Annotated in this window: 14 protein-coding genes and 1 pseudogene; 4 read left to right on the top strand and 11 right to left on the bottom strand. The window is 49.0% G+C overall.

From position 1 onward, the window contains the following. The first annotated feature begins 216 nt into the window (after window positions 1-216). Window positions 217-1,323, top strand: a complete 1,107-nt coding sequence (locus tag Q4491_RS17360) for an anhydro-N-acetylmuramic acid kinase (RefSeq protein WP_303459354.1) — start codon at window positions 217-219, stop codon at window positions 1,321-1,323. 60 nt (window positions 1,324-1,383) lie between these two features. Here the strand turns inward: Q4491_RS17360 and Q4491_RS17355 are convergent, their stop codons facing one another. Beyond that, window positions 1,384-1,767, bottom strand: a complete 384-nt coding sequence (locus tag Q4491_RS17355; protein ID WP_303459351.1) for an MAPEG family protein — start codon at window positions 1,765-1,767, stop codon at window positions 1,384-1,386. A gap of 250 nt (window positions 1,768-2,017) precedes the next feature. Between Q4491_RS17355 and Q4491_RS17350 the strand changes: the two genes are divergently transcribed. Further along, window positions 2,018-4,606 (top strand): hypothetical protein, encoded by a 2,589-nt coding sequence (locus Q4491_RS17350; RefSeq protein WP_303459349.1) that lies wholly within the window; start codon window positions 2,018-2,020, stop codon window positions 4,604-4,606. Between the two features lie 234 nt (window positions 4,607-4,840). Then, window positions 4,841-5,503, top strand: coding sequence for a DUF2807 domain-containing protein (locus tag Q4491_RS17345; RefSeq protein ID WP_303459346.1), 663 nt, complete (start codon window positions 4,841-4,843; stop codon window positions 5,501-5,503). An 86-nt stretch (window positions 5,504-5,589) separates the two neighbouring features. On the opposite strand, the gene Q4491_RS17340 is transcribed toward Q4491_RS17345, so the two are convergent. From Q4491_RS17340 to Q4491_RS17305, 8 genes are all read right to left on the bottom strand, one after another. Then, window positions 5,590-6,210 (bottom strand): LysE family translocator, encoded by a 621-nt coding sequence (locus Q4491_RS17340; protein ID WP_303459343.1) that lies wholly within the window; start codon window positions 6,208-6,210, stop codon window positions 5,590-5,592. Next, window positions 6,207-7,454, bottom strand: a complete 1,248-nt coding sequence (locus Q4491_RS17335) for a propionate CoA-transferase (protein ID WP_192014340.1) — start codon at window positions 7,452-7,454, stop codon at window positions 6,207-6,209. Before Q4491_RS17335 ends, Q4491_RS17340 begins: the two co-directional genes overlap by 4 nt. Next, window positions 7,432-8,715, bottom strand: coding sequence for an FAD/NAD(P)-binding protein (locus Q4491_RS17330; RefSeq protein ID WP_218386947.1), 1,284 nt, complete (start codon window positions 8,713-8,715; stop codon window positions 7,432-7,434). Before Q4491_RS17330 ends, Q4491_RS17335 begins: the two co-directional genes overlap by 23 nt. Before the next feature lie 10 nt (window positions 8,716-8,725). Continuing rightward, window positions 8,726-9,637 carry a PLP-dependent cysteine synthase family protein gene (locus Q4491_RS17325; protein ID WP_192014344.1) on the bottom strand — a complete coding sequence of 304 codons (912 nt, stop codon included), beginning with the start codon at window positions 9,635-9,637 and terminating at the stop codon, window positions 8,726-8,728. Window positions 9,638-10,522: 885 nt separating this feature from the next. Further along, a complete protein-coding gene (locus Q4491_RS17320; RefSeq protein ID WP_192014346.1) occupies window positions 10,523-10,906 on the bottom strand; it encodes a DUF1090 domain-containing protein in 384 nt (127 codons plus the stop codon). 946 nt (window positions 10,907-11,852) lie between these two features. Next, window positions 11,853-12,704, bottom strand: a complete 852-nt coding sequence (locus Q4491_RS17315) for a GNAT family N-acetyltransferase (protein WP_303459335.1) — start codon at window positions 12,702-12,704, stop codon at window positions 11,853-11,855. A 104-nt stretch (window positions 12,705-12,808) separates the two neighbouring features. After that, complete coding sequence (locus Q4491_RS17310) at window positions 12,809-13,258, bottom strand: GNAT family N-acetyltransferase (RefSeq protein ID WP_225445027.1); 450 nt, start codon at window positions 13,256-13,258, stop codon at window positions 12,809-12,811. Window positions 13,259-13,687: 429 nt separating this feature from the next. Continuing rightward, window positions 13,688-14,596, bottom strand: a complete 909-nt coding sequence (locus Q4491_RS17305; RefSeq protein WP_192014350.1) for an aldo/keto reductase family oxidoreductase — start codon at window positions 14,594-14,596, stop codon at window positions 13,688-13,690. Window positions 14,597-14,708: 112 nt separating this feature from the next. On the opposite strand from Q4491_RS17305, the gene Q4491_RS17300 reads away from it, so the two are divergent. After that, complete coding sequence (locus Q4491_RS17300) at window positions 14,709-15,116, top strand: XRE family transcriptional regulator (protein ID WP_192014352.1); 408 nt, start codon at window positions 14,709-14,711, stop codon at window positions 15,114-15,116. A gap of 68 nt (window positions 15,117-15,184) precedes the next feature. Here the strand turns inward: Q4491_RS17300 and Q4491_RS17295 are convergent, their stop codons facing one another. Both Q4491_RS17295 and Q4491_RS17290 read right to left on the bottom strand, forming a co-directional pair. Next, window positions 15,185-17,554: a Lon protease family protein gene (locus tag Q4491_RS17295; RefSeq protein WP_218386936.1), complete on the bottom strand. Its 2,370-nt coding sequence runs from the start codon at window positions 17,552-17,554 to the stop codon at window positions 15,185-15,187. A gap of 599 nt (window positions 17,555-18,153) precedes the next feature. Continuing rightward, a pseudogene (locus Q4491_RS17290) lies at window positions 18,154-18,505 on the bottom strand (transposase); the annotation flags it as partial.

The raw sequence follows: 18,505 nt of genomic DNA, 5'->3' as shown, positions 1-18,505 counted from the left end.
TGTGATGATCCTGGACTGCGCACAGGCTTCACACGGTTATTCCCTGTACAGACGGCCTGATTTTCACCGCACAGAGTTGTAAGCCTATTCACAATCTGTCATGCAATACGGTACAGGAAGCGATTTTTGATATCGTGTTTATCGCCAGTCTGGGACACTATGCGCCATAGCAAGATTTCACTGAACAGTGATCGACCAAAGAGCGGGAGAACAGGAATGACTCAGGAGTTGTATATCGGCGTCATGTCAGGCACCAGCATGGACGGCGTAGACACGGCATTAGTGTCCATAGACGGCGACCGCATTCAATTGCTGGCCCATGATGATTATCCCATGCCTGATCCGCTCAAACAGCGTTTGCTCAGTGTCTGCATCGGGCAGCAGACCACCCTGGTTGAAATCGGCGAACTGGATCACCTGCTGGGCCATTTGTTTGCCGATGCCGTCAAAGCCCTGCTGAAAAAGTCCGGTTACCGGGCCGATCAGATCCGTGCTATCGGCAATCATGGCCAGACTGTGTACCACCAGCCCTTAGGCGATGCACCGTTCACGCTGCAACTTGGCGATGCCAATATCATCGCCGCGAAAACCGGTATTGATACTGTTGCGGATTTTCGCCGCAAAGACATGGCACTGGGCGGACAGGGTGCACCACTGGTTCCGGCTTTCCACAGGACTATTTTCCAGTCGTCAGATTCCAGCGTGGTGGTGCTGAACATAGGTGGGATTGCCAATATTTCCGTGATTCGCCCCAACGAAAATGTCCTTGGTTTCGACACTGGTCCGGGAAATATGCTGATGGATGCCTGGTGCGAACGGCACACAGGTCAGAAGTTTGACCGCAACGGCAACCTGGCCAGACAGGGCAAGGTGGACGAGGCTTTACTGAACCGCTTGCTCAGCGAGCCGTATTTTGCACAGCCTGCCCCCAAAAGTACCGGCCGGGAGCTGTTCAATCTGCCCTGGCTGGACGCCAACCTGGTCAGTAGCGATGTCAGTGCGCCAGATGTGCAACGCACCCTGTGTGAATTCACCGCAGTGACCATTGCCCGCGAGGTCGGGCGCTTTAAAACCGGCCCTGCTCCCCAGCTACTGGTGTGCGGCGGCGGTACGCGAAACCCTGTGCTGATGGAGCGCCTGACAGATTTGCTAAACGACTGGCATGTCGCACCAACCAGCGATTTTGGCGTCGACAGCGATTACATGGAAGCCATGGCCTTCGCCTGGCTGGCGCAGCGTCGCATTCATGGCCTGCCAAGCAATTTACCTGAAGTGACAGGCGCCAGCCGGCCGGCATCGCTGGGTGTGCTCTATTTCGCTTAATATGTTGTTTACTTTGAGTATTTTTAAAAGGGGACTGCGCGCTATAGCAGCCCCTTTGATTCAGCCAAAAAGAAAATACAGCAGATTCAGAACCGCCAGCGCAATAATCGGCCAAAGCGTCAGTTGCATACCCAATATCCGCCCTTTCAGGCTGTCGGCTAAGATGCCACGGCCATGAATCACCCGGCCTGCGGTGAAAATCAGCCCAATCACAGCAATCAGCCAGTTCGCACCGCCGTTATCTTCGAGCAGAAACAGCAAGATCAAGGTGATTGGGATGTAATTTACCGCATTAGATTGAGCAGAACAGGCCAGTTGCAGATCTTTTGCTTCGGTTCCCCCGTCGCCGTATCCAATCTGATGCCGCCTGCGTGCCTTAATCACCTGCATGGATAACCAGCACAGCCACAATGCCAGCACGGCTGCAAAAAAACTTGTTGTCATACCCTGAACGCTCCCGGTTAATTACCAAAACTTTCATAATCTTACACCATGATTTTCGTTTTGCACCCTCGCGAAACCTGCACATTCTTATTCTCGCGACACCCATTTTCTCCGGCGCTGATGAAGGTCAAGCTAGACAACACTAAGCTAACAGTCAGAAAGCAATAAAAAGTGATTCTGTGCTGATACAGAGTCGCGACACCTTATTTTTTAACCGCGGAGCGCGGTGCGATTAACTTGGGGGCTGAACATGATGAACAAATCATGGGAATGCGCGTGTGGGCTGATTGGTATCAGCCTGCTGGCTGGCTGTGGTGGTGATTCCAAACAGCCTGTCGCGCCGGTAAAAACCATACCTTCCTACACCATCACCGCCATTGACGGGTATCTGCAAAGTGCCCGGGCCTGGGTGGATGTGGGGCAGAATTTCCGCTTTGAATCCGGCGATCGCCAGGGGACAACCAACGCATCGGGTCAGGCATCAATTGCTCTGAACGGGCTGGAAAACCCATCGCAATACGCATCTTTCGTTCTGGCGATTGCCGGACAGACAGTGGATCTGGACAATCCGGGCACACCGGTCAGTCACAGCTTTTTAATGTCGGCCCCGATCGGCTATACCACTGTCACCCCGCTCACCAGTATTGTGCATCTTTATATGTATGAAGGGCTGGGCGAGTCGACGGCGATTTCTGCCACCGCCCAGTCGCTGGGTATCGGTGCCAGTCAGGTGATGGGCGATTACATTGCCAATGGCCTGGACGATATTGCGGTCAAAGCGCGGGCCATTGTTCAGCTGGGCATACTGCTCAAACAGGAAGTGAGCAGTGAAGAAGAGCTCGCCGTCCCGCTGGCTGAATTCCGCCGCTTGCGTGATGTATTGAAGCAGTTAGACAGCCATCACCACTTAGTGTTTGATGCCCATAACCGCGTCGTGCTCGACGGCAACAATCTCCCCATAGTGGTGGATGATGCAGCCTTAAAAACCGACAGTGACGGCGACGGTGTCATCGATGCCGCGGATCCTTTCCCGAACGATCCCAATGAAAGCGCCGATTTCGATTATGACGGTCTTGGCGATAACCTTGATCCTGATGACGATAATGACGGCCTGACCGATGTGCAGGAAGAGATGCTGAAAACGGATCCGTTCAATCCCGATACCGACGGTGATGGAGTGAACGACAGCGAAGATGCTTTCCCGACAGATAAAAACGAAACCGTCGATACCGACGGCGATGGTATCGGTGACAATGCCGATCCTGACAATGATAACGATGGCGTCAGCGATGAGTACGATGAAGATCCGCAGGATCCCACCAAGCTCAGTTGCCAGTTTGATGCCATTATTTCCAACTCGTTCGAGCTGGACGCCAGCAAAATGCACAACATCATTCTGCAATGTGGCGGCTACCTGCCGCTGGGCAGTAACGATGTTAAAGCACTGACCGCACTGCGCCGCAACCGTGTGATGGAAGCCGATACAAGCTATGGCAGCCAGTCAGAGTCTGGTTCCACTGAAGCCTATGAATTTGAAGACAATGGCACAGCCGTGCGTTATCTGAACGGCGTCGCAGCCGGAAACTACACCTGGAGTATTACCGGCAGCAACGAGAAAGACGGGTTCGCCTCCGGCATGATCAAGCTGTTCAACAGCAATGGCGATGCCGAAGTCTGGGCGATGCTCAACAAAACCAGCGAGCAGAACCTGTTTATCGTCTTCTCACAATACGCCAGCAACGGCGACAACATCATAGATACACAAGCCCTGTGGCAGATGCGCAGCCTGGATTACCGTCAGTTCGGCGATACTGTCCCTGCCAGCAGCGCGACCCTGTCGCCCTGTACGACAGGTGATTCCGTGATGAGCGGCGATAACGCACCCACAGTGGCAGCTACCAAAGCCCAGTTTGATACTGCCGTCGAGACGTGCAAACAAAGTACCTCAGGTGGTGAGCTCACCCCGACCGTTGATCATCTGGCCAGCCAGTCCTTCCTGTGGGGCAAACCGGGTGATGATCTGGGCAGCCGCTACACCTTCCTGACCAACAGTGGCGACAATCAGGGCTTCGGCTATCGCCTGACGGGCGAAAAAGCAGAGAGCTATCAATGGGAAATCGATAACAATCTGCTGGTCATTCAGGGCCGTGATATCCCCAATGCCACCAGTTGGACGCAAACCTTCTCTCTGCTGGCAGAAGCTGAGGCCAACGGTGAAACCGGCTGGAAAGTCTTTACGGTGAATGAGCAATGGGTCAAGGACAATACACCCGAGGGAATTACCGAGGAACAAGGTGCGATCGGCTCCGGTTCGCTGGTGCAAAGTGCCCTGCCCGGCCGTTTACTGACCCAGTGTGATAACTTCGACACCGGCTGGAATGACAGCACGCAAAGCCCGACCGACAGCGGCGCGACACCGGCCGACTATGATCAGGCCATCGCAAGCTGCGGCACCCCCTGGACAGCAACACCTCTGGCCTTTACCGGTAATCTGCTGAGTACCGCTTTGCTGACGCTGGATAACGGTCACAGCCTGGCGTTCAGCGGTGTGCCGGTAAGCAATGCAGACGGCCTGCTCTCCGGCAACGGTACTTATAACGTGCCGAATGCTGACCAGCCAGATCAGCCCCTGACAGAAGCATTCAGCTGGATAGTGAATGCCAAAGGACAACTGGTGATCCACTTTACCGACAGCGATAAAGTCATGACCTGGCAACTGCAGGATGGTGATGGCCTGAGCTTCTCAGCCCTGGGCTTTATGGAAAACCCGGACTGGCAGCTAAACCCGGATCATGGTGTCATTCAGCAAACCCGTTTTACTGTGTCCCGAATGATGTAAAGCGTGGCGGCAATAACAAAAACAGTCGGTAATAAGAGAAAACAGGTGGCGAAGTTTGCCACCTGTTAGTTTTTTCGGCTAACAATTAATATCAATACCCTGAGGAACTGTGAAACGAATCAGCACCAACCCGCATACAGCCTGGATTACAGACCTTAATGCATATTGGCACGACTATTGATTAGATAATCTCACTTTCCACAAACCGGATGTGATGATTCGATGAAACCGACGATGAAAAAAGTGATTCTTCCTGCTGCCCTGGCTGGTATTGCGCTGTATACCGGTATCATAAATTTCAGCTTTGCCGACGAGCAGACACGCACAGAATCTGTCCGTGCATTCAATAAGCTGTCTGTCGAAAAAGGCCTGGAGGTCAGCGTGCATTGCAGCGACAAAAATTACCTTGAAGCCACAGGTAAGGCTGCTGCCTTGGAAAAGCTGACGGTGACTGAACAGCAGGGCACCCTTCAGATCAGCAATCGCTCGGGTGACGATTGGGAGAACATTGAACCGCTGACTGTGCATATTTACACTTCGCAACCCCTTCAGCGCCTTGACGCCAGATTTGGCATTGATGCTACCGTGGACGGCTGCGCTATCGCCAGCGACAGTTTCGCAGCCACCGGAGAAATGGGCAGCAAACTGGTGCTGAGCGGCAGCACAGATACGCTGACACTGGCTCTGGCCATGGGTGCCACACTCGATCACGCCGCCCAGCCCCTGCATGTTAACCAGGCCACGGTTGAACTCGGTATTGGGGCCAGCGCCAGCCTGTGTCATGCCAAATCGGTTTCAGGCAGGCAGTCTGCCGGCACCCGGTTATCCGTATCACCAGACACCCAAACAAAAGTGAACGGCAGCTACGGCACAAGCATTGTATTTGATGCATGTTAACCGGGTATCAGAAACATTCAGGGTAGATCCTGAGAGACCTGCCCTGATTTTATTGAAAAAATAAACCGCGTATCTCGAAGTACTTTTTAGCTTGCAAATACCTGGAGGAACATTCTGTAGGCCATATATAAAATGACTAACGCCGAACACCGACAGAACCAATGCAGTTTGGGGCGCAAAGCTTCTCTGAAAAACCGAAGACTCACCACCGAGCAAATAAAACCATACCAACCAGCACTGACCAGAAAAGTAACCATAGCCACCAGAAAATAAAAATGGGGTTCATGGTTTTTCTGCACAGCAAAAGAAACGGCACTGCTGATGAACAAAAATGCTTTCGGATTCGATAACTGAACCATACACCCGGACAGGAACCCACAGCTCTGATCTCCCTGATCCGACACCGCGTGCGCCTGAACAGGCTGCGCCGTTGACAACTTAAATGCCAGGTACAACAGGTAACATCCGCCAAAAATGTGAATCACTTTCATGAGCGAGCTATTTTGTGACAATGCAGAAAATCCCAGTACGGAAAGCGATGCAAAAATGAGGTTGCCAGTTGCAATCCCTAAAACGCTCGCAAAGGCTTCTTTTCTTGAAAAAGTCAGCGCACTATGGGTGGTCACAAAGAACGCCGGACCCGGGCTCATCACACCAACCAACAGCAGCGTTGTAAAGGATACTAATAACGGTAACCACTCTGTCACACATGACTCCTTATATAACAGATATCCTGATGTTGTCGGGGAGTAAAACACACCCGCTCAAGTTGGTCTGTTTCGAACTTATTCCGATAACAAAAGGTTATTTTTTGTATGGACTGAGAAATATCAATAAAGCCACCAACGCCAAAGAATGTTTCTCCCAGCTTTGCAATATTGACTCGTCCCAATCGGTCAACTTCACCCAAACCAAGCACTGCGTGGTCAATTTCGCCATTCCAGATTTTCTGAAAGATCTCGTTTTGTGTGTATCTTTTTTTTCCACCACGACTCATTCCAAATCCATCACCGTCGTAGAGCACCCCGCCCGCAACACCTGATTCAATGAGTGCATCAAACTGACAGTCAGTATATTGATGAACCTGATTCACTGCCGGCACAGGTAATCCGATGCCAATAATTAGCCGTTCATGGGCCGTAATACGCTGCGCGAGCTGGCGACTAATTGAAGCTGAATCCAGACAGTGCCGATAAAGATTTTCATCATTCAGATGATATCTGCCCGGTAAATAACTCACTATATGGAAAGCATCAGGGGCAATAAAGACTTCATCAAACAAATCTCTCGAACAAACTTTCTCCGGGTCATTGACAATCCGATCCGGCACTTGAATCGCTATCTTTGTCTGATTCGATAAAGCGCATCGTATCACAGATTCTAAATCTAAATCGATAGGCTGCGTTTCAAGAACAATATCTCCACTTTGAGTGAAGCCGGCCCCCCGCATGATGACCAGATCGCTCTCAGGGAGTGTATACGTTAGAAAATTGCCTGTGTTGACCACAGGCATGAAGTTAAACGGTGCGCCGGAACTAATACAGCTTCCTTTTACAGATGGATCAATAAACGTCCCCATCCCAATGTTCGTTGAATATTGCCGATTGGGTTCACTCATTAACTTGGCAAGAACCCCCTGAGGCAAGTTATGAACCTCGCCTCTTTCAAGCGCTAAGCTACAATTAATTTGGCGCGTTGCACCAAAATACCCACCGATTACCCAGTCAACATTGTTTCCCTGAAGCAAAGTATTCAAGCCACCCTGCCAGCCAGCCCCCGGCAATGATGCGCCAATAAAACCATATTTCTCGGCGTAACGACCATTCCAGGCCGTGAAGTTGATCAGTTGAATCAAATATTCCGGAGAAATAACACTCCCGAACGATGCGATATCAATTGTCTTCACACCCTTCAGAAGATTCCTAAATCTATTTACATCCTGTATAAACACGGTTTTTTCCTTTTTCTGAGCGATATATTTCCCTGACAACGAGTTCAGCATCTCTTACTGTGAGTGATGTCGCTTCTGTAAAAAACCGACATCCGTTCACCATTGGCCCTAGAATATAAATATTTCGCTCGTCTTTCACTCGACAGTTGGCATCGACCTCAATTCCGGAAATAAAACTCTTTGGCAATTTGCTATTTGAGATGAACTCAGGGGATTCAAAGGAATTAAAGCCCATCAGTGCATATTTTCCTGCAGTCAAAATATCGAAAGGTTTCTTACACATCCGAAGTTGCCCCTGGTCTATCAGGTTCACTAACTTCGAGGCATTGACATGCGGAAACATCGCACGTGTATTAATAATATTCGCCCGATTTTCATGTAAACGCTTTTTACAGTCGATCGCAAGTTGCGCATACACATCAACATACTTAGACGTCGCATTATAAATCATCTCTTGCCAGAGTGGTGTGTGCTCAGAGACATATTGTAATTCTTCAGACAATGTCACCTGATTATTCAAAACAATCTCTCTTTCCTGCGTATTTTTGAGCGTTGATAAAAACCTGGAAAATATTTTATCAACGGTTAGGTTCCCAATATCAACACCATCAAACAGAGAAGGTCCACCTGATGTAAAATCACTTCTGATTCTGGGGAAACGACCGGTTAAAGAAAAACAATCAATGGTTAAGTCTGGCCGATACGCACTCACAAAGAGAATCATATCAATCGCACTCAACCCTGAACCGTATATTTCGATCTTTTCTCCTTTGGGTACAGCATTGATTTTATCAAACAGCACATCATTCAAGAGATCACCGCCAAACCCAATGGACACGACCGTCGCAGAAACCTGATGCTTTATCCCCTGACAAACAATATCACCATACTCATTGACTGCACTGGCTTCAGGGTAATACTCAAATGCAATCCCTCTTGATTCTAGTGTCGTGATCATTAGGTCTTTGACTTGCTTGAGATAGCGACCATAAATCGCTCTGGGAATAAAGTCTTTCTTCGTATAATCATAACCTGCATGAGATAACCACTCGTAGATATCGACCACATGATTAAACTGTTTCAGAGAGTCCAGCCGTGTATTTAAAATAAATTCTTCTGGAGACGCTTTGTAGGCATAACCTATCTGGTTGTGATCACCACTAAATACTTTCACTGTTGTGAAAATATCATGAGGTAATTCCAGTAAGTGCATCAGCACAGAGATACACCCAGCCCCACCGCCAATTATTCCTAAGTTCATTTGCTTGACCTCAAATTCCAGTTGACAGATATCGCTCAGTTTGGCTCGCAGCAATGGTTAAGATCTTTTTCCCTGCATTCTCTTTTCTGGCAGCCAGCTCTAGAGCGCAATGGATAGACGCGCCTGATGAAATACCCAGTAATAGTCCTTCCTCGCATATCACTTTTCGAGTCATCGTTATCGCATCATCACCCTCGATCACATAGACTTCATCAATAACTTCCCGATCGACCGTTTTCGCGATGATTCCCGGCCCGATCCCCAAAACACCATGATTCGAATTGACTTCTGAGAAAGATGTCCGACCACTAAGAACGGCTGCACCTTTCGGTTCAATGGCAATTACTTTTGTCTGGTGATTATGCTGCTTAAGGGTATTTCCGATGCCATTACAATGTCCGCCAGTCCCCACCCCGGCAATAAAAATGTCAGGCGTACCATCAAAGAAATCGATGATTTCCCTTGCCGTCTGAACATGTGCGAATGGGTTATTCTGATTATTTCCCTGATCAACCAGGAAATAATTTTCCTGGCTCGCGAGTTCAATGGCACGAGACACAGCGCCTTGATAGTTCAATTCAGCAGGCGTCAACTCAATTTGAGCACCCAGAAGCTCCAAAAGCTTTTTCCGCTCTTCGGTAACATATTCTGGCATGACAATAATCAGTGGCAGACCCATCGAAGCACATATCCCGGCCAAAGAGATACCCGTATTCCCCGTCGTCGCTTCAACAATCGTCGTATTGCGCTGAATTGAACCATCTGCAATCGCTGCATCAATCATCGATTTCGCCGCTCTATCTTTGATTGATCCCCAAGGATTCAGAAATTCCAATTTAATATAGATATCGGCATATAAATTTTTTGTTAAACTTTGAAGTTTAATGATAGGCGTATTACCAACTAGATGTGAGATATTCATTTCATTTCCTTATTTAGACAAAGACACCCTAAATTTATTGATAATCACGTCAAAACAATCACATGCAACATTTAATTATAATATAATCAACCAGATGTAAAATGGCCGTATTGAATTAGCGAAGAGGCATTTAACCCGACTGAAATAACACAAGATCTCAGTAAATGATCAATCTTGAAAATTGAAATAATAAAAAACAATAAGACAGAACAAAGCTTTTTATAGATTCATAATCATGAAAAACTTTATCCATCAACCTTTGAAACAAAAAAGACAAAATTCATACTGATGATATGAAACAAGATTCTAATAGATATTATTTTTCACATCAACATTAAAAACAACATTTCTATTTATTATCAAAACAGTCAAATAAGATAAAAGATATACCCTGCAAAAATAGAGTACCAGAATATGACTTAATTCATATCCCTGAGATGTCACTCATATAGTGCTTGAACAATATGAAAAAAAAATTGACAGCATTCATAAAATAAAAACTCAATAATAGTAATTGATAAACTTGATATCTCTATGTTGAGTCGTTAATCAAAAGGGGCGTCCTAGTCTTCACTTTAGCTAAGAAAATACACCCAGCCCGTCATTGCCGCGCAGGCGGCAATCCAGATAACGAGTGCGATATCTGAAGTATTGCTGGTTTGTCGCGCTTGAGTTCGGGGCTCCTCTCAACATCTTTGTGCGCGCGCCAGTGACTTTATGCTGGCATTAGAGTTACCAGAAATGCCTTGGGGTTCATTGCTATTGGACGGGCAGATTGCAGGCGCTTCCGGCGCCGACAACCTGAAATACATCCATGTATTTTTTCCCTTGGGGAGTGGATTTATTGAGGTCAGGTTATTACAGTACAGGCTCTGTAAGCTGATCCTATTTATTCAGCTCACTTCTTGCTGCGGAAAGTTCTGCCTCTGCTTCTTGCAGCTTATTCATTCTTTTCTCAATTTTATTGGCTCTGCCAGATTCCTGGGCGTCTTTCAGTTCAAGCGTGCGCTCAGCAACTTCCTGTTCTTTTTCATTAACTTTTGCAAGTCTTTCGCGCATTAATCCTTCATCCGTACAATGATCCTGTACTTCTTTTAGCGCTTTTTCCAGACCGGCGACACGATGAGTATTGTCATTACTTTTCGCATATTCGATTTGCTGCTGTATCTCATAAGCTTTGGCGTCGCACCCTTTGAGAGGTTCCTGAGCCAGGCTGGGAAAAGTGGCAATTGTAGCCAAAAAACTGAAACCGATGATCTTCTTTAACATAAATGTCCTCCTATAGAATTTATGCATTATCCATATAAAAGATAGGGATTAAAAGCAATTATTCTGGAGTGTTGGATAATATGTTTGTGCATGAAAGTATGTCGCGCCTGAGTTTGAGGCATCTCTCAGCCTTAAGAATCGTACTCGCTGTATGGATTCCCGCCTGTCGCGGGAATGACGGATTGAAAATGTATATCGGTGGCACAACCCAGGGAAAAAATTCAGGACGAATTTTTAGGTTGTCGGCGCCGGGAGCGCCTGCAACCGACCCGGACAGCGCCAGAGAACAACAAGGCATTTCTGGGTACTCTGTTTGCCCCAAAAGAGTACCTGGCGCGCATGAGAAAATGCTGAGTGAAGCACAGAACGCAAGCGCGACATACTCAGCCAGCCTTAAGAATCGTACTCGCTGTATGGATTCCCGCCTGTCGCGGGAATGACGAATTGAAAATGTATATCGGTGGCACAACCCGAGGGAAAAAATTCAGGACGAATTTTTAGGTTGTCGGCGCCGGGAGCGCCTGCAACCGACCCGGACGGCGCCAGAGAACAACAAGGCATTTCTGGGTACTCTTTTTGCCCCAAAAGAGTACCTGGCGCGCATGAGAAAATGCTGAGTGAAGCACAGAACGCAAGCGCGACATACTCAGCCAGCCTTAAGAATCGTACTCGCTGTATGGATTCCCGCCTGTCGCGGGAATGACGAATTGAAAATGTATATCGGTGGCACAACCCGAGGGAAAAAATTCAGGACGAATTTTTAGGTTGTCGGTGCCGGGAACGCCTGCAACCGACCCGGACGGCGCCAGAGAACAACAAGGCATTTCTGGGTACTCTTTTTGCCCCAAAAGAGTACCTGGCGCGCATAAGAAAGTGCGGAGTGATGCTCCGGATTAAAAGCGTGACATACCATCAAACCTGTTTACCCGCCTCACACAAGCCTGACTCACCCAATCTCAAACGAGGTCACACCAAATAACCGCTCCAGCGGTAATGCCGGTTGTTCCCCGGTGTACATACGCGCGGTACCAAACGACACCGTCATGTCGTATTTTTCCGCCAGTGCGATGGCGGCCTGATTGACTTCCGGAACATCAAGAAAAAGCGGTTGCGAGGGTTCTACCGCTGATTTCAGGGCGACGAATAGACGCTCGGCCAGCTCGGTATTCTCTGCGTACAGCGGGCCGATTTTATAGCCGTTGCGACACTGGCGGATCACGCCTATACCTGCCAGCATGCCATTTTCCAGAATGCCTAATGCATGGCAGTCTGGCTGGGTAATCCAATGTTGCAGAAACTCGGGTCTAGAAGCAGGAAAGAAAAGCTGATCGTAAGCAGCGACGGTTTCAAACGGCAGTGCTGTCAGTGCCACAATCGCGTGATCCTCGGGTGATTGTCCGCCGCTGAGCCCTTCATAACGCAGGTTGCTGTATGCCAGTTGAAAGCCGGATTTCTTATAATTGTCCTGCTGTTCCACCACCCCATCCAGGCCGATGTTGCAGTCTTCCAGGTGCGCCAGTGCCGCATTCCATATCTGCATGCCATAGCCCTGACCGCGGTATTCTGGTTTGACGATATAAAAGCCAATAAAACCGAAAGACGCATCGTAGCGAATCGCCGAAATGGTCGCTATCGGTTCATCATCCAATACACCGACCAGAAAACCGGTTTTGTCGGCGTAGTAGTAAGAGTCGGCATCATGCAGGCCGGGATTCCAGCCTTCCTGCGCAGCCCATTCGACAGCAATGCTGACTTCGTCCGGTTTCATGGTTCTGATTTCGTAGTGTTTGCTGTCCATGCGCATCCCTCTGGCAGATAGCTGATGTGATTAAAATATAGTTTGAAATCAGCGCTTACACTGTGACATAACCCGTTTGGCTCAGCCAGTCTGCGCTGTGGGAGTTATAGCACCATTCTCATAATATGCTGCGGGCCAGCGGCTCCACCGAGATAGAGCTCATGGGTATCGATAAACCCGCCCTGCTGATAACAATGTCTGGCTGCAGGGTTTTTACAGTTCACTGTCAGATAAATCTGATCAAAACCGGGATAAGCAGATAGCAGAAACGCTTTCAGGGCCAGAACCGCACGCTTGGCGTAACCTTTGCCCTGATGGTGATGATCGATAAAGAAAGCACGTAAACCGAGCGCCTCTGGATGGGCGAAGTCGTATCTGTGCCCGTACTGCGTATCGATCAGAAAAAAGCCGACAACCGTGTTGCCATCCAGAATCACGTGCGGGTGGAGCTTATCATCGATGTTAACCAGCAGCTCTTCCATTGTACCAACGAATTTCACCTGCTCTGTTGCTACCGACAACTCAGCCACCTGCGGTAAATGCGCAGGGGTCATCCCTTGGATATCAATCTCTTTCATGGCTCGCGACTCAATCAAAAACAATCCGTTATAGCTCTGATAGTAAGGCGTACGGCTCGCAAATTCCGAACATCAATTCCCGAGAGGTTGAGCCAGATCCCTTTTTTCAGTCTGCCAGGCATTATAGTGGAGTAAGGTCGAATGCAACGGAGTGACATTCTGCACCCCAACAAGTGACAGTGTCACTAGATAAAGTCACTCAATATCGTGGCATCGATCGTTTTCAGTATAAGTAGTCTTTTTACAAGGAGTGATTTATGGCTAAACGAGTCTCGAACAAGCGCATCAAAGAAATCCTGAAAGCAGCCACTGAGAAGAAAAATTAAGCGGCTAATCTTTTAGCGCGATAAAAACCACAACCCCGCCAGATGCGGGGTTGTGTCGTTATGGCCGAGTGAAAACGGGTTACGGCACACCATGACCTTTCGACGCCACCCACACACGGAACCATTGTTCGCGGCTCAGTTCAAATGCCAGCGCGGCGATAGCATCTTCAACCCGCTCAATTTTACCGGAACCGATAATCGGCAACGGCTTAGACGGCAAACGGCGTACCCAGGCGTAGATCACCTGATCAATGGAACTGGCGCCGATTTCCTGGCGGATCGCTTCCAGTTCGCTGCGAACACGGCTCACCTGCTCTGACTGCCCATTAAAGATCTCACCGCCGGCCATGCAGGACCATGCCATCGGCCTGGTGCGTTTCATCTGCAGTTGATCCAGCGTGCCGTCGTGGCAAACCTCGAAGTTGAGCGGATTGATTTCGACCTGATTGGTCACCAAAGGCGCATCCAGACGTGACTGCAGGAGATCAAACTGTGCAGGAGAAAAATTCGACACCCCAAAGTGGGCCACTTTGCCCTGCTGTTTCAGCGCCGCAAAAGCTTCTGCGACTTCGTCGGCATCCATCAGCACATCCGGGCGGTGAATTAACAGCACATCTAACTGTTCAACGCCCAGACGTTGCAGTGAATTGTTCACCGACTCAGTAATATGCGCTTTACCTGTGTTGTAATGGTTGATTCTCTGCTCGGGATACTGGCTGCCACACAGCTTGATATCGCATTTAGAGACGATCTGAATCTGCCCGCGCACGCTGGGATCCAGCGCCAACGCTTCACCAAACAATTGCTCACAAGTGTAACCGCCATAAATGTCGGCGTGGTCAACGGTAGTAATGCCCAATTCAATGTGCTGTTTCAGGAAGGTCAGACGTTCCTGCGGGGTCATGCCCCACTCCGCCAGACGCCAGTAGCCCTGAACCAATTCAGAAAGCTGCGGCCCTTTTGGCGTCAGTTCGACGTTTGCCACCATGGTCCATACTCCTTTATTCATTGCCCGAAATAATTCGCTGAACGTATCCTAGGCTGGATCGCCCCCTCGGGCAATGATATAACCCACAAGTTTCGAACCAGAGTACGAGTCTATGTCATTTGCTCAACGCTTGCGCAGCCTGATTGGCGAAGAAAGTATCAGTGGTTTTGCCCGACGGGTTGAGCTGAATGAAGCCTTGATCCGCAAATACCTCAACGGCAGCGAACCCAGCCTGCAAAAAGCCAATCAAATTGCGGTGAAAGCCAATTGCTCACTGGAGTGGTTAGCCACCGGCTGTGGTTACCTGTACCGGCAGGCAGAAGTGGTCGACAAAGAAGCGTTGGCGGCAGCCTGGGAGCATGTCACAGGGCAGCCTTTTGACGGTGTTCGCGCAGAAGAGTTAATCAAAGTGCTGGCGGGTTATCAGTTTCTGCGCAGCCACAAGAAGACAGACGGCTTTCTTGATGTTCAGGCCATGGCGACCTTTCTCTCTGTCGCCCGCCAGCGCGAACCTGTATAGCCGAAAAAAATGCCATCCGGCTGGATGGCATTCTCTGTTTCCGATAACAGGTTTCCTGTCACACGGTTTTATTTGCGCATCGCATTGAGCTTATTTTGCGCAATGCCCAGTACAGATTCCGGCGGGTAATTATCGTCCTGCCAGTCACCGGCATCTTTGCCGGTGAGCAAGCTGATCGCCTCACTGACATGGGAAATCGCCCAGATGTGGAAATCGCCTTTTTCAACAGCGGTGAGAATGTCTTTGCGTAACATCAGGTTATGGGCATTCGACTGCGGGATAATCACCCCCTGGTTGTTATGCCGCCCCTTGATGGTACAGACATCAAAGTAGCCTTCAATTTTTTCATTCACACCGCCAATCGGTTGCGCCTGACCAAACTGATTCATCGAGCCGGTAATCGCAATCGACTGGTTGATCGGGCAGCCGGAAAACGCAGAGATAATGGCACACAGCTCGGCCATCGAGGCACTGTCGCCATCCACGCCACCGTAAGATTGCTCAAACGTCAGATGTGTGGTCAGCGGAATGCGTGCGCTCTTGCCAAACAGCGACGACAGATAAGCGGTCAGTATCATCACGCCTTTTGAGTGAATACGCCCGCCCAGCTTCACGCTGCGCTCGATATCCATCACCTCGCCTTCCCCCCAAGAGGTGGTGGCCGTGATCCGGTTCGGTAAGCCGAAACGGTGATCCGAGGTCGATACCACGGACAGACCATTGATCTGACCGATAACATCACCCTGAGTATCAATCAGGGTTGTACCGTTCCTGAAGGTATGCAGCATCTGATCCTGCAGGCGGCTAACCCGTTTTTCCTGTCGCAGCAAGGCCTGTTCGACATGGGCGACACGGATCATATTGGCATTGGCGGCTCTGGCGGTGTAATTGGTCTCACGCAGCAGATTGGCGATATCCGCCGAATGCAGCGATAGTTTGTTCTGATCCTCGGCCTGACGGGAGCTGTACTCTATGATGCGGGCAATGGCTTTACGGTCGCAATGCAGCATGCCGTTATCGTGCACGATACTGGAAATAAAACGCGCATACTGCAGCTCAGACTCATCGGTGCGTTCCATTTCATCTTCAAAATCCGCGGTCACACGGAACAACTCACTGAAGTCAGGATCATAATGAACCAGTAACTGATAGGTCTGATAATCACCGAACAGGATGATTTTGACATCCAGCGGAATGGGTTCAGGCTCCAGCGAAATCGTCCCCGACAGCGTGACTTCCCGCTCCAGCGAACTCAGGTTCAGCTTGCGTGAGCGCAATGCCCGTTTCAGGCCGTCCCACACATAAGGCCGCTCAAGCACCTTCACCGCATCCATCAGCAACACGCCGCCATTGGCACGGTGCAGACTGCCGGAGCGAATCAGCGAGAAATCGGTAAACACAGTGCCTTTGTAGGTCGCGTTCTCTATGTAGCCAAAGATGGCGTGATAGTTAGGGCTCTCTTCCACCACAATCGGAAAGCGCTCAGTCTCCTGGCTGACCAGCACATTAACCTGATAACGACGCGGCATTTTCTTATCCAGCGCGGCATAAGACAGCGCGACCTGATCTTCACTTTCTTCTAAAAAGATATCGAGGTTTTCCAGAATGTCTTTCTGCATCGCCGTGAGATAGTCTTTTATCTCAGTATGACCGCGGTACTGCTTTTTAAGCGGTTTAACAAAATGCGAGACGACTTCCAGCGCCACTTCTTCATTGAGCTTCTGGATTTTATCGGAAAACTCTTCTTCCCAGTCAGTGAGCTGGCGCGCAATGCCGCGCAGTTTCACTTCCAGCGCCGTGATAATCGTTTCGAATTTTTCCTGCTCTTCTTCAGGCAGCGCGACAAAACTTTCTTCGGTGTGCGGCTCTTCACCATTCATCGCAATCAGCTGATAATCGCCCTGAGTCGTCAGGGTCAGACTCACCTTTTGCTCTTTCGCTTGTTCGGTTAAATTGCCCAGGGCGGTTTGCTGTTTCTCCGCCAACTGATTTTTCAGCTGTTCCGAGCGCGAATAATACATTTCGTTATCGAACGCCAGCGGCAAGGCTTTCACCAGGCGAAGCATCAGCTTTTCAATGTCTTTTTTGAACGGCATCCCCGTGCCGGGCTTTAGTTTCAGCAGTTTAGGGGTACGTGTTTCTTCAAAGTTGGCGACATAACACCAGTCATACAGTGGCGTGGCATCCCCGTTCGGATCATGGCGGTTCAGATAACGCAGTACCATAGTCCGTTTACCCAGCCCGTTCCGGCCGATGGCATATATGTTGTATCCTTTTTCTTTAATCGACATCGCGAACTCAACCGCCTGCTGAGCGCGTTCCTGCCCCACAATTTCGTTCAGGGGTGCTAAATGTTTGGTTGATGAAAACTCGGCATCCAGCCCGTTTAAGGTGCAGGTGCGGTACAGGGTATCTGCTTGTAATGATTTCATTGTCATACCCTTCCCCTTATCTCTCCACTGATAGTCATTTCAGTGTAGCCAGCAATTAGTTACTTTTTAGTGACTTAGCTTGGTTTTAAGGAGTTAATCGTTTGATTGGTGGTTTTTTGTGCGATGGGAGGGGTGTTGTTTGCTTTAAAGTTAGTGAATTTGCATGTCGCGCTTTGACTTTTGCGCCTGCCTCAGCATTTTCTTATGCGCGCCAGGTACTCTTTTGTGGCAAAAAGAGTACCCAGAAATGCCTTTGGGTTCTTTGGTGTAGTCCGGGCCGGTTGTAGGCGCTCCCAGCGCCGACAACCTAAAAATTCGTCCTGAATTTTTCCCTGGTTTGGGGGCAGAATTTAGGTTTGAAGCTCGTTATTGCCCCATTATCATTTAGCCATAAATTATGGGTTAGCTGCATATGGCTGTAATTGGCCTACTTTTTCTAATGATTATTTTCTAATCAGAATGGTTAACTATCACCCTTTGTAATTGGCCCGAATATCTCTATTCCAGACCGAGAAGCCCTTGGATAGTAACTAGCAATTTCACCCAGTTCTATGCTTTCCCTTTGCAACGTATAACGTATCCGCCCCACGAACCCACGGGGCATTTTAGTGTGAGAAGTTCCAAGGAAGTAGTGAGTCGACATCAGGCTCTGACTTGGCCAGCTCTTTCATACATTTGACCATGTAATCGTAGAGTATCAGTCCATTCACCTTTGCCGTTTCGATGATGCTATACAGCAGCGCACTTGCGTCTGCACTATTAGGATTATTGCGAAGTGCCAATTTTTTCGGCCAATGACCAACGATCAGATTGCGCGTTCCACTCGGTTGTTGTCAATTGATAAATGCCCATCGTCAACATAGCGTACCAGCTTAGGCCACTGATCTGATCCAATACTTTTGGACACCGCGTTAAGTGAGTAAAATGACTTATCGAGGTGAATATGACAATCAAGAA

Source organism: Photobacterium sp. 2_MG-2023 (assembly GCF_030547675.1).
GTDB classification, from domain to species: domain Bacteria; phylum Pseudomonadota; class Gammaproteobacteria; order Enterobacterales; family Vibrionaceae; genus Photobacterium; species Photobacterium arenosum.
Note: the sequence above shows the minus strand (reverse complement) of the source record. Positions and strands in the feature narration are given on the sequence as shown.

What these genes read in the sequence shown, in the direction of transcription:
- Q4491_RS17305 (WP_192014350.1), bottom strand. Translation starts at nt 14,596, where the DNA reads ATGGTGGCAAACGTCGAACTGACGCCAAAAGGGCCGCAGCTTTCTGAA.
- Q4491_RS17315 (WP_303459335.1), bottom strand. Translation starts at nt 12,704, where the DNA reads ATGGACAGCAAACACTACGAAATCAGAACCATGAAACCGGACGAAGTC.
- Q4491_RS17360 (WP_303459354.1), top strand. Translation starts at nt 217, where the DNA reads ATGACTCAGGAGTTGTATATCGGCGTCATGTCAGGCACCAGCATGGAC.
- Q4491_RS17350 (WP_303459349.1), top strand. Translation starts at nt 2,018, where the DNA reads ATGATGAACAAATCATGGGAATGCGCGTGTGGGCTGATTGGTATCAGC.
- Q4491_RS17310 (WP_225445027.1), bottom strand. Translation starts at nt 13,258, where the DNA reads ATGACCCCTGCGCATTTACCGCAGGTGGCTGAGTTGTCGGTAGCAACA.
- Q4491_RS17320 (WP_192014346.1), bottom strand. Translation starts at nt 10,906, where the DNA reads ATGTTAAAGAAGATCATCGGTTTCAGTTTTTTGGCTACAATTGCCACT.
- Q4491_RS17345 (WP_303459346.1), top strand. Translation starts at nt 4,841, where the DNA reads ATGAAAAAAGTGATTCTTCCTGCTGCCCTGGCTGGTATTGCGCTGTAT.
- Q4491_RS17325 (WP_192014344.1), bottom strand. Translation starts at nt 9,637, where the DNA reads ATGAATATCTCACATCTAGTTGGTAATACGCCTATCATTAAACTTCAA.
- Q4491_RS17355 (WP_303459351.1), bottom strand. Translation starts at nt 1,767, where the DNA reads ATGACAACAAGTTTTTTTGCAGCCGTGCTGGCATTGTGGCTGTGCTGG.
- Q4491_RS17295 (WP_218386936.1), bottom strand. Translation starts at nt 17,554, where the DNA reads ATGACAATGAAATCATTACAAGCAGATACCCTGTACCGCACCTGCACC.
- Q4491_RS17300 (WP_192014352.1), top strand. Translation starts at nt 14,709, where the DNA reads ATGTCATTTGCTCAACGCTTGCGCAGCCTGATTGGCGAAGAAAGTATC.
- Q4491_RS17330 (WP_218386947.1), bottom strand. Translation starts at nt 8,715, where the DNA reads ATGAACTTAGGAATAATTGGCGGTGGGGCTGGGTGTATCTCTGTGCTG.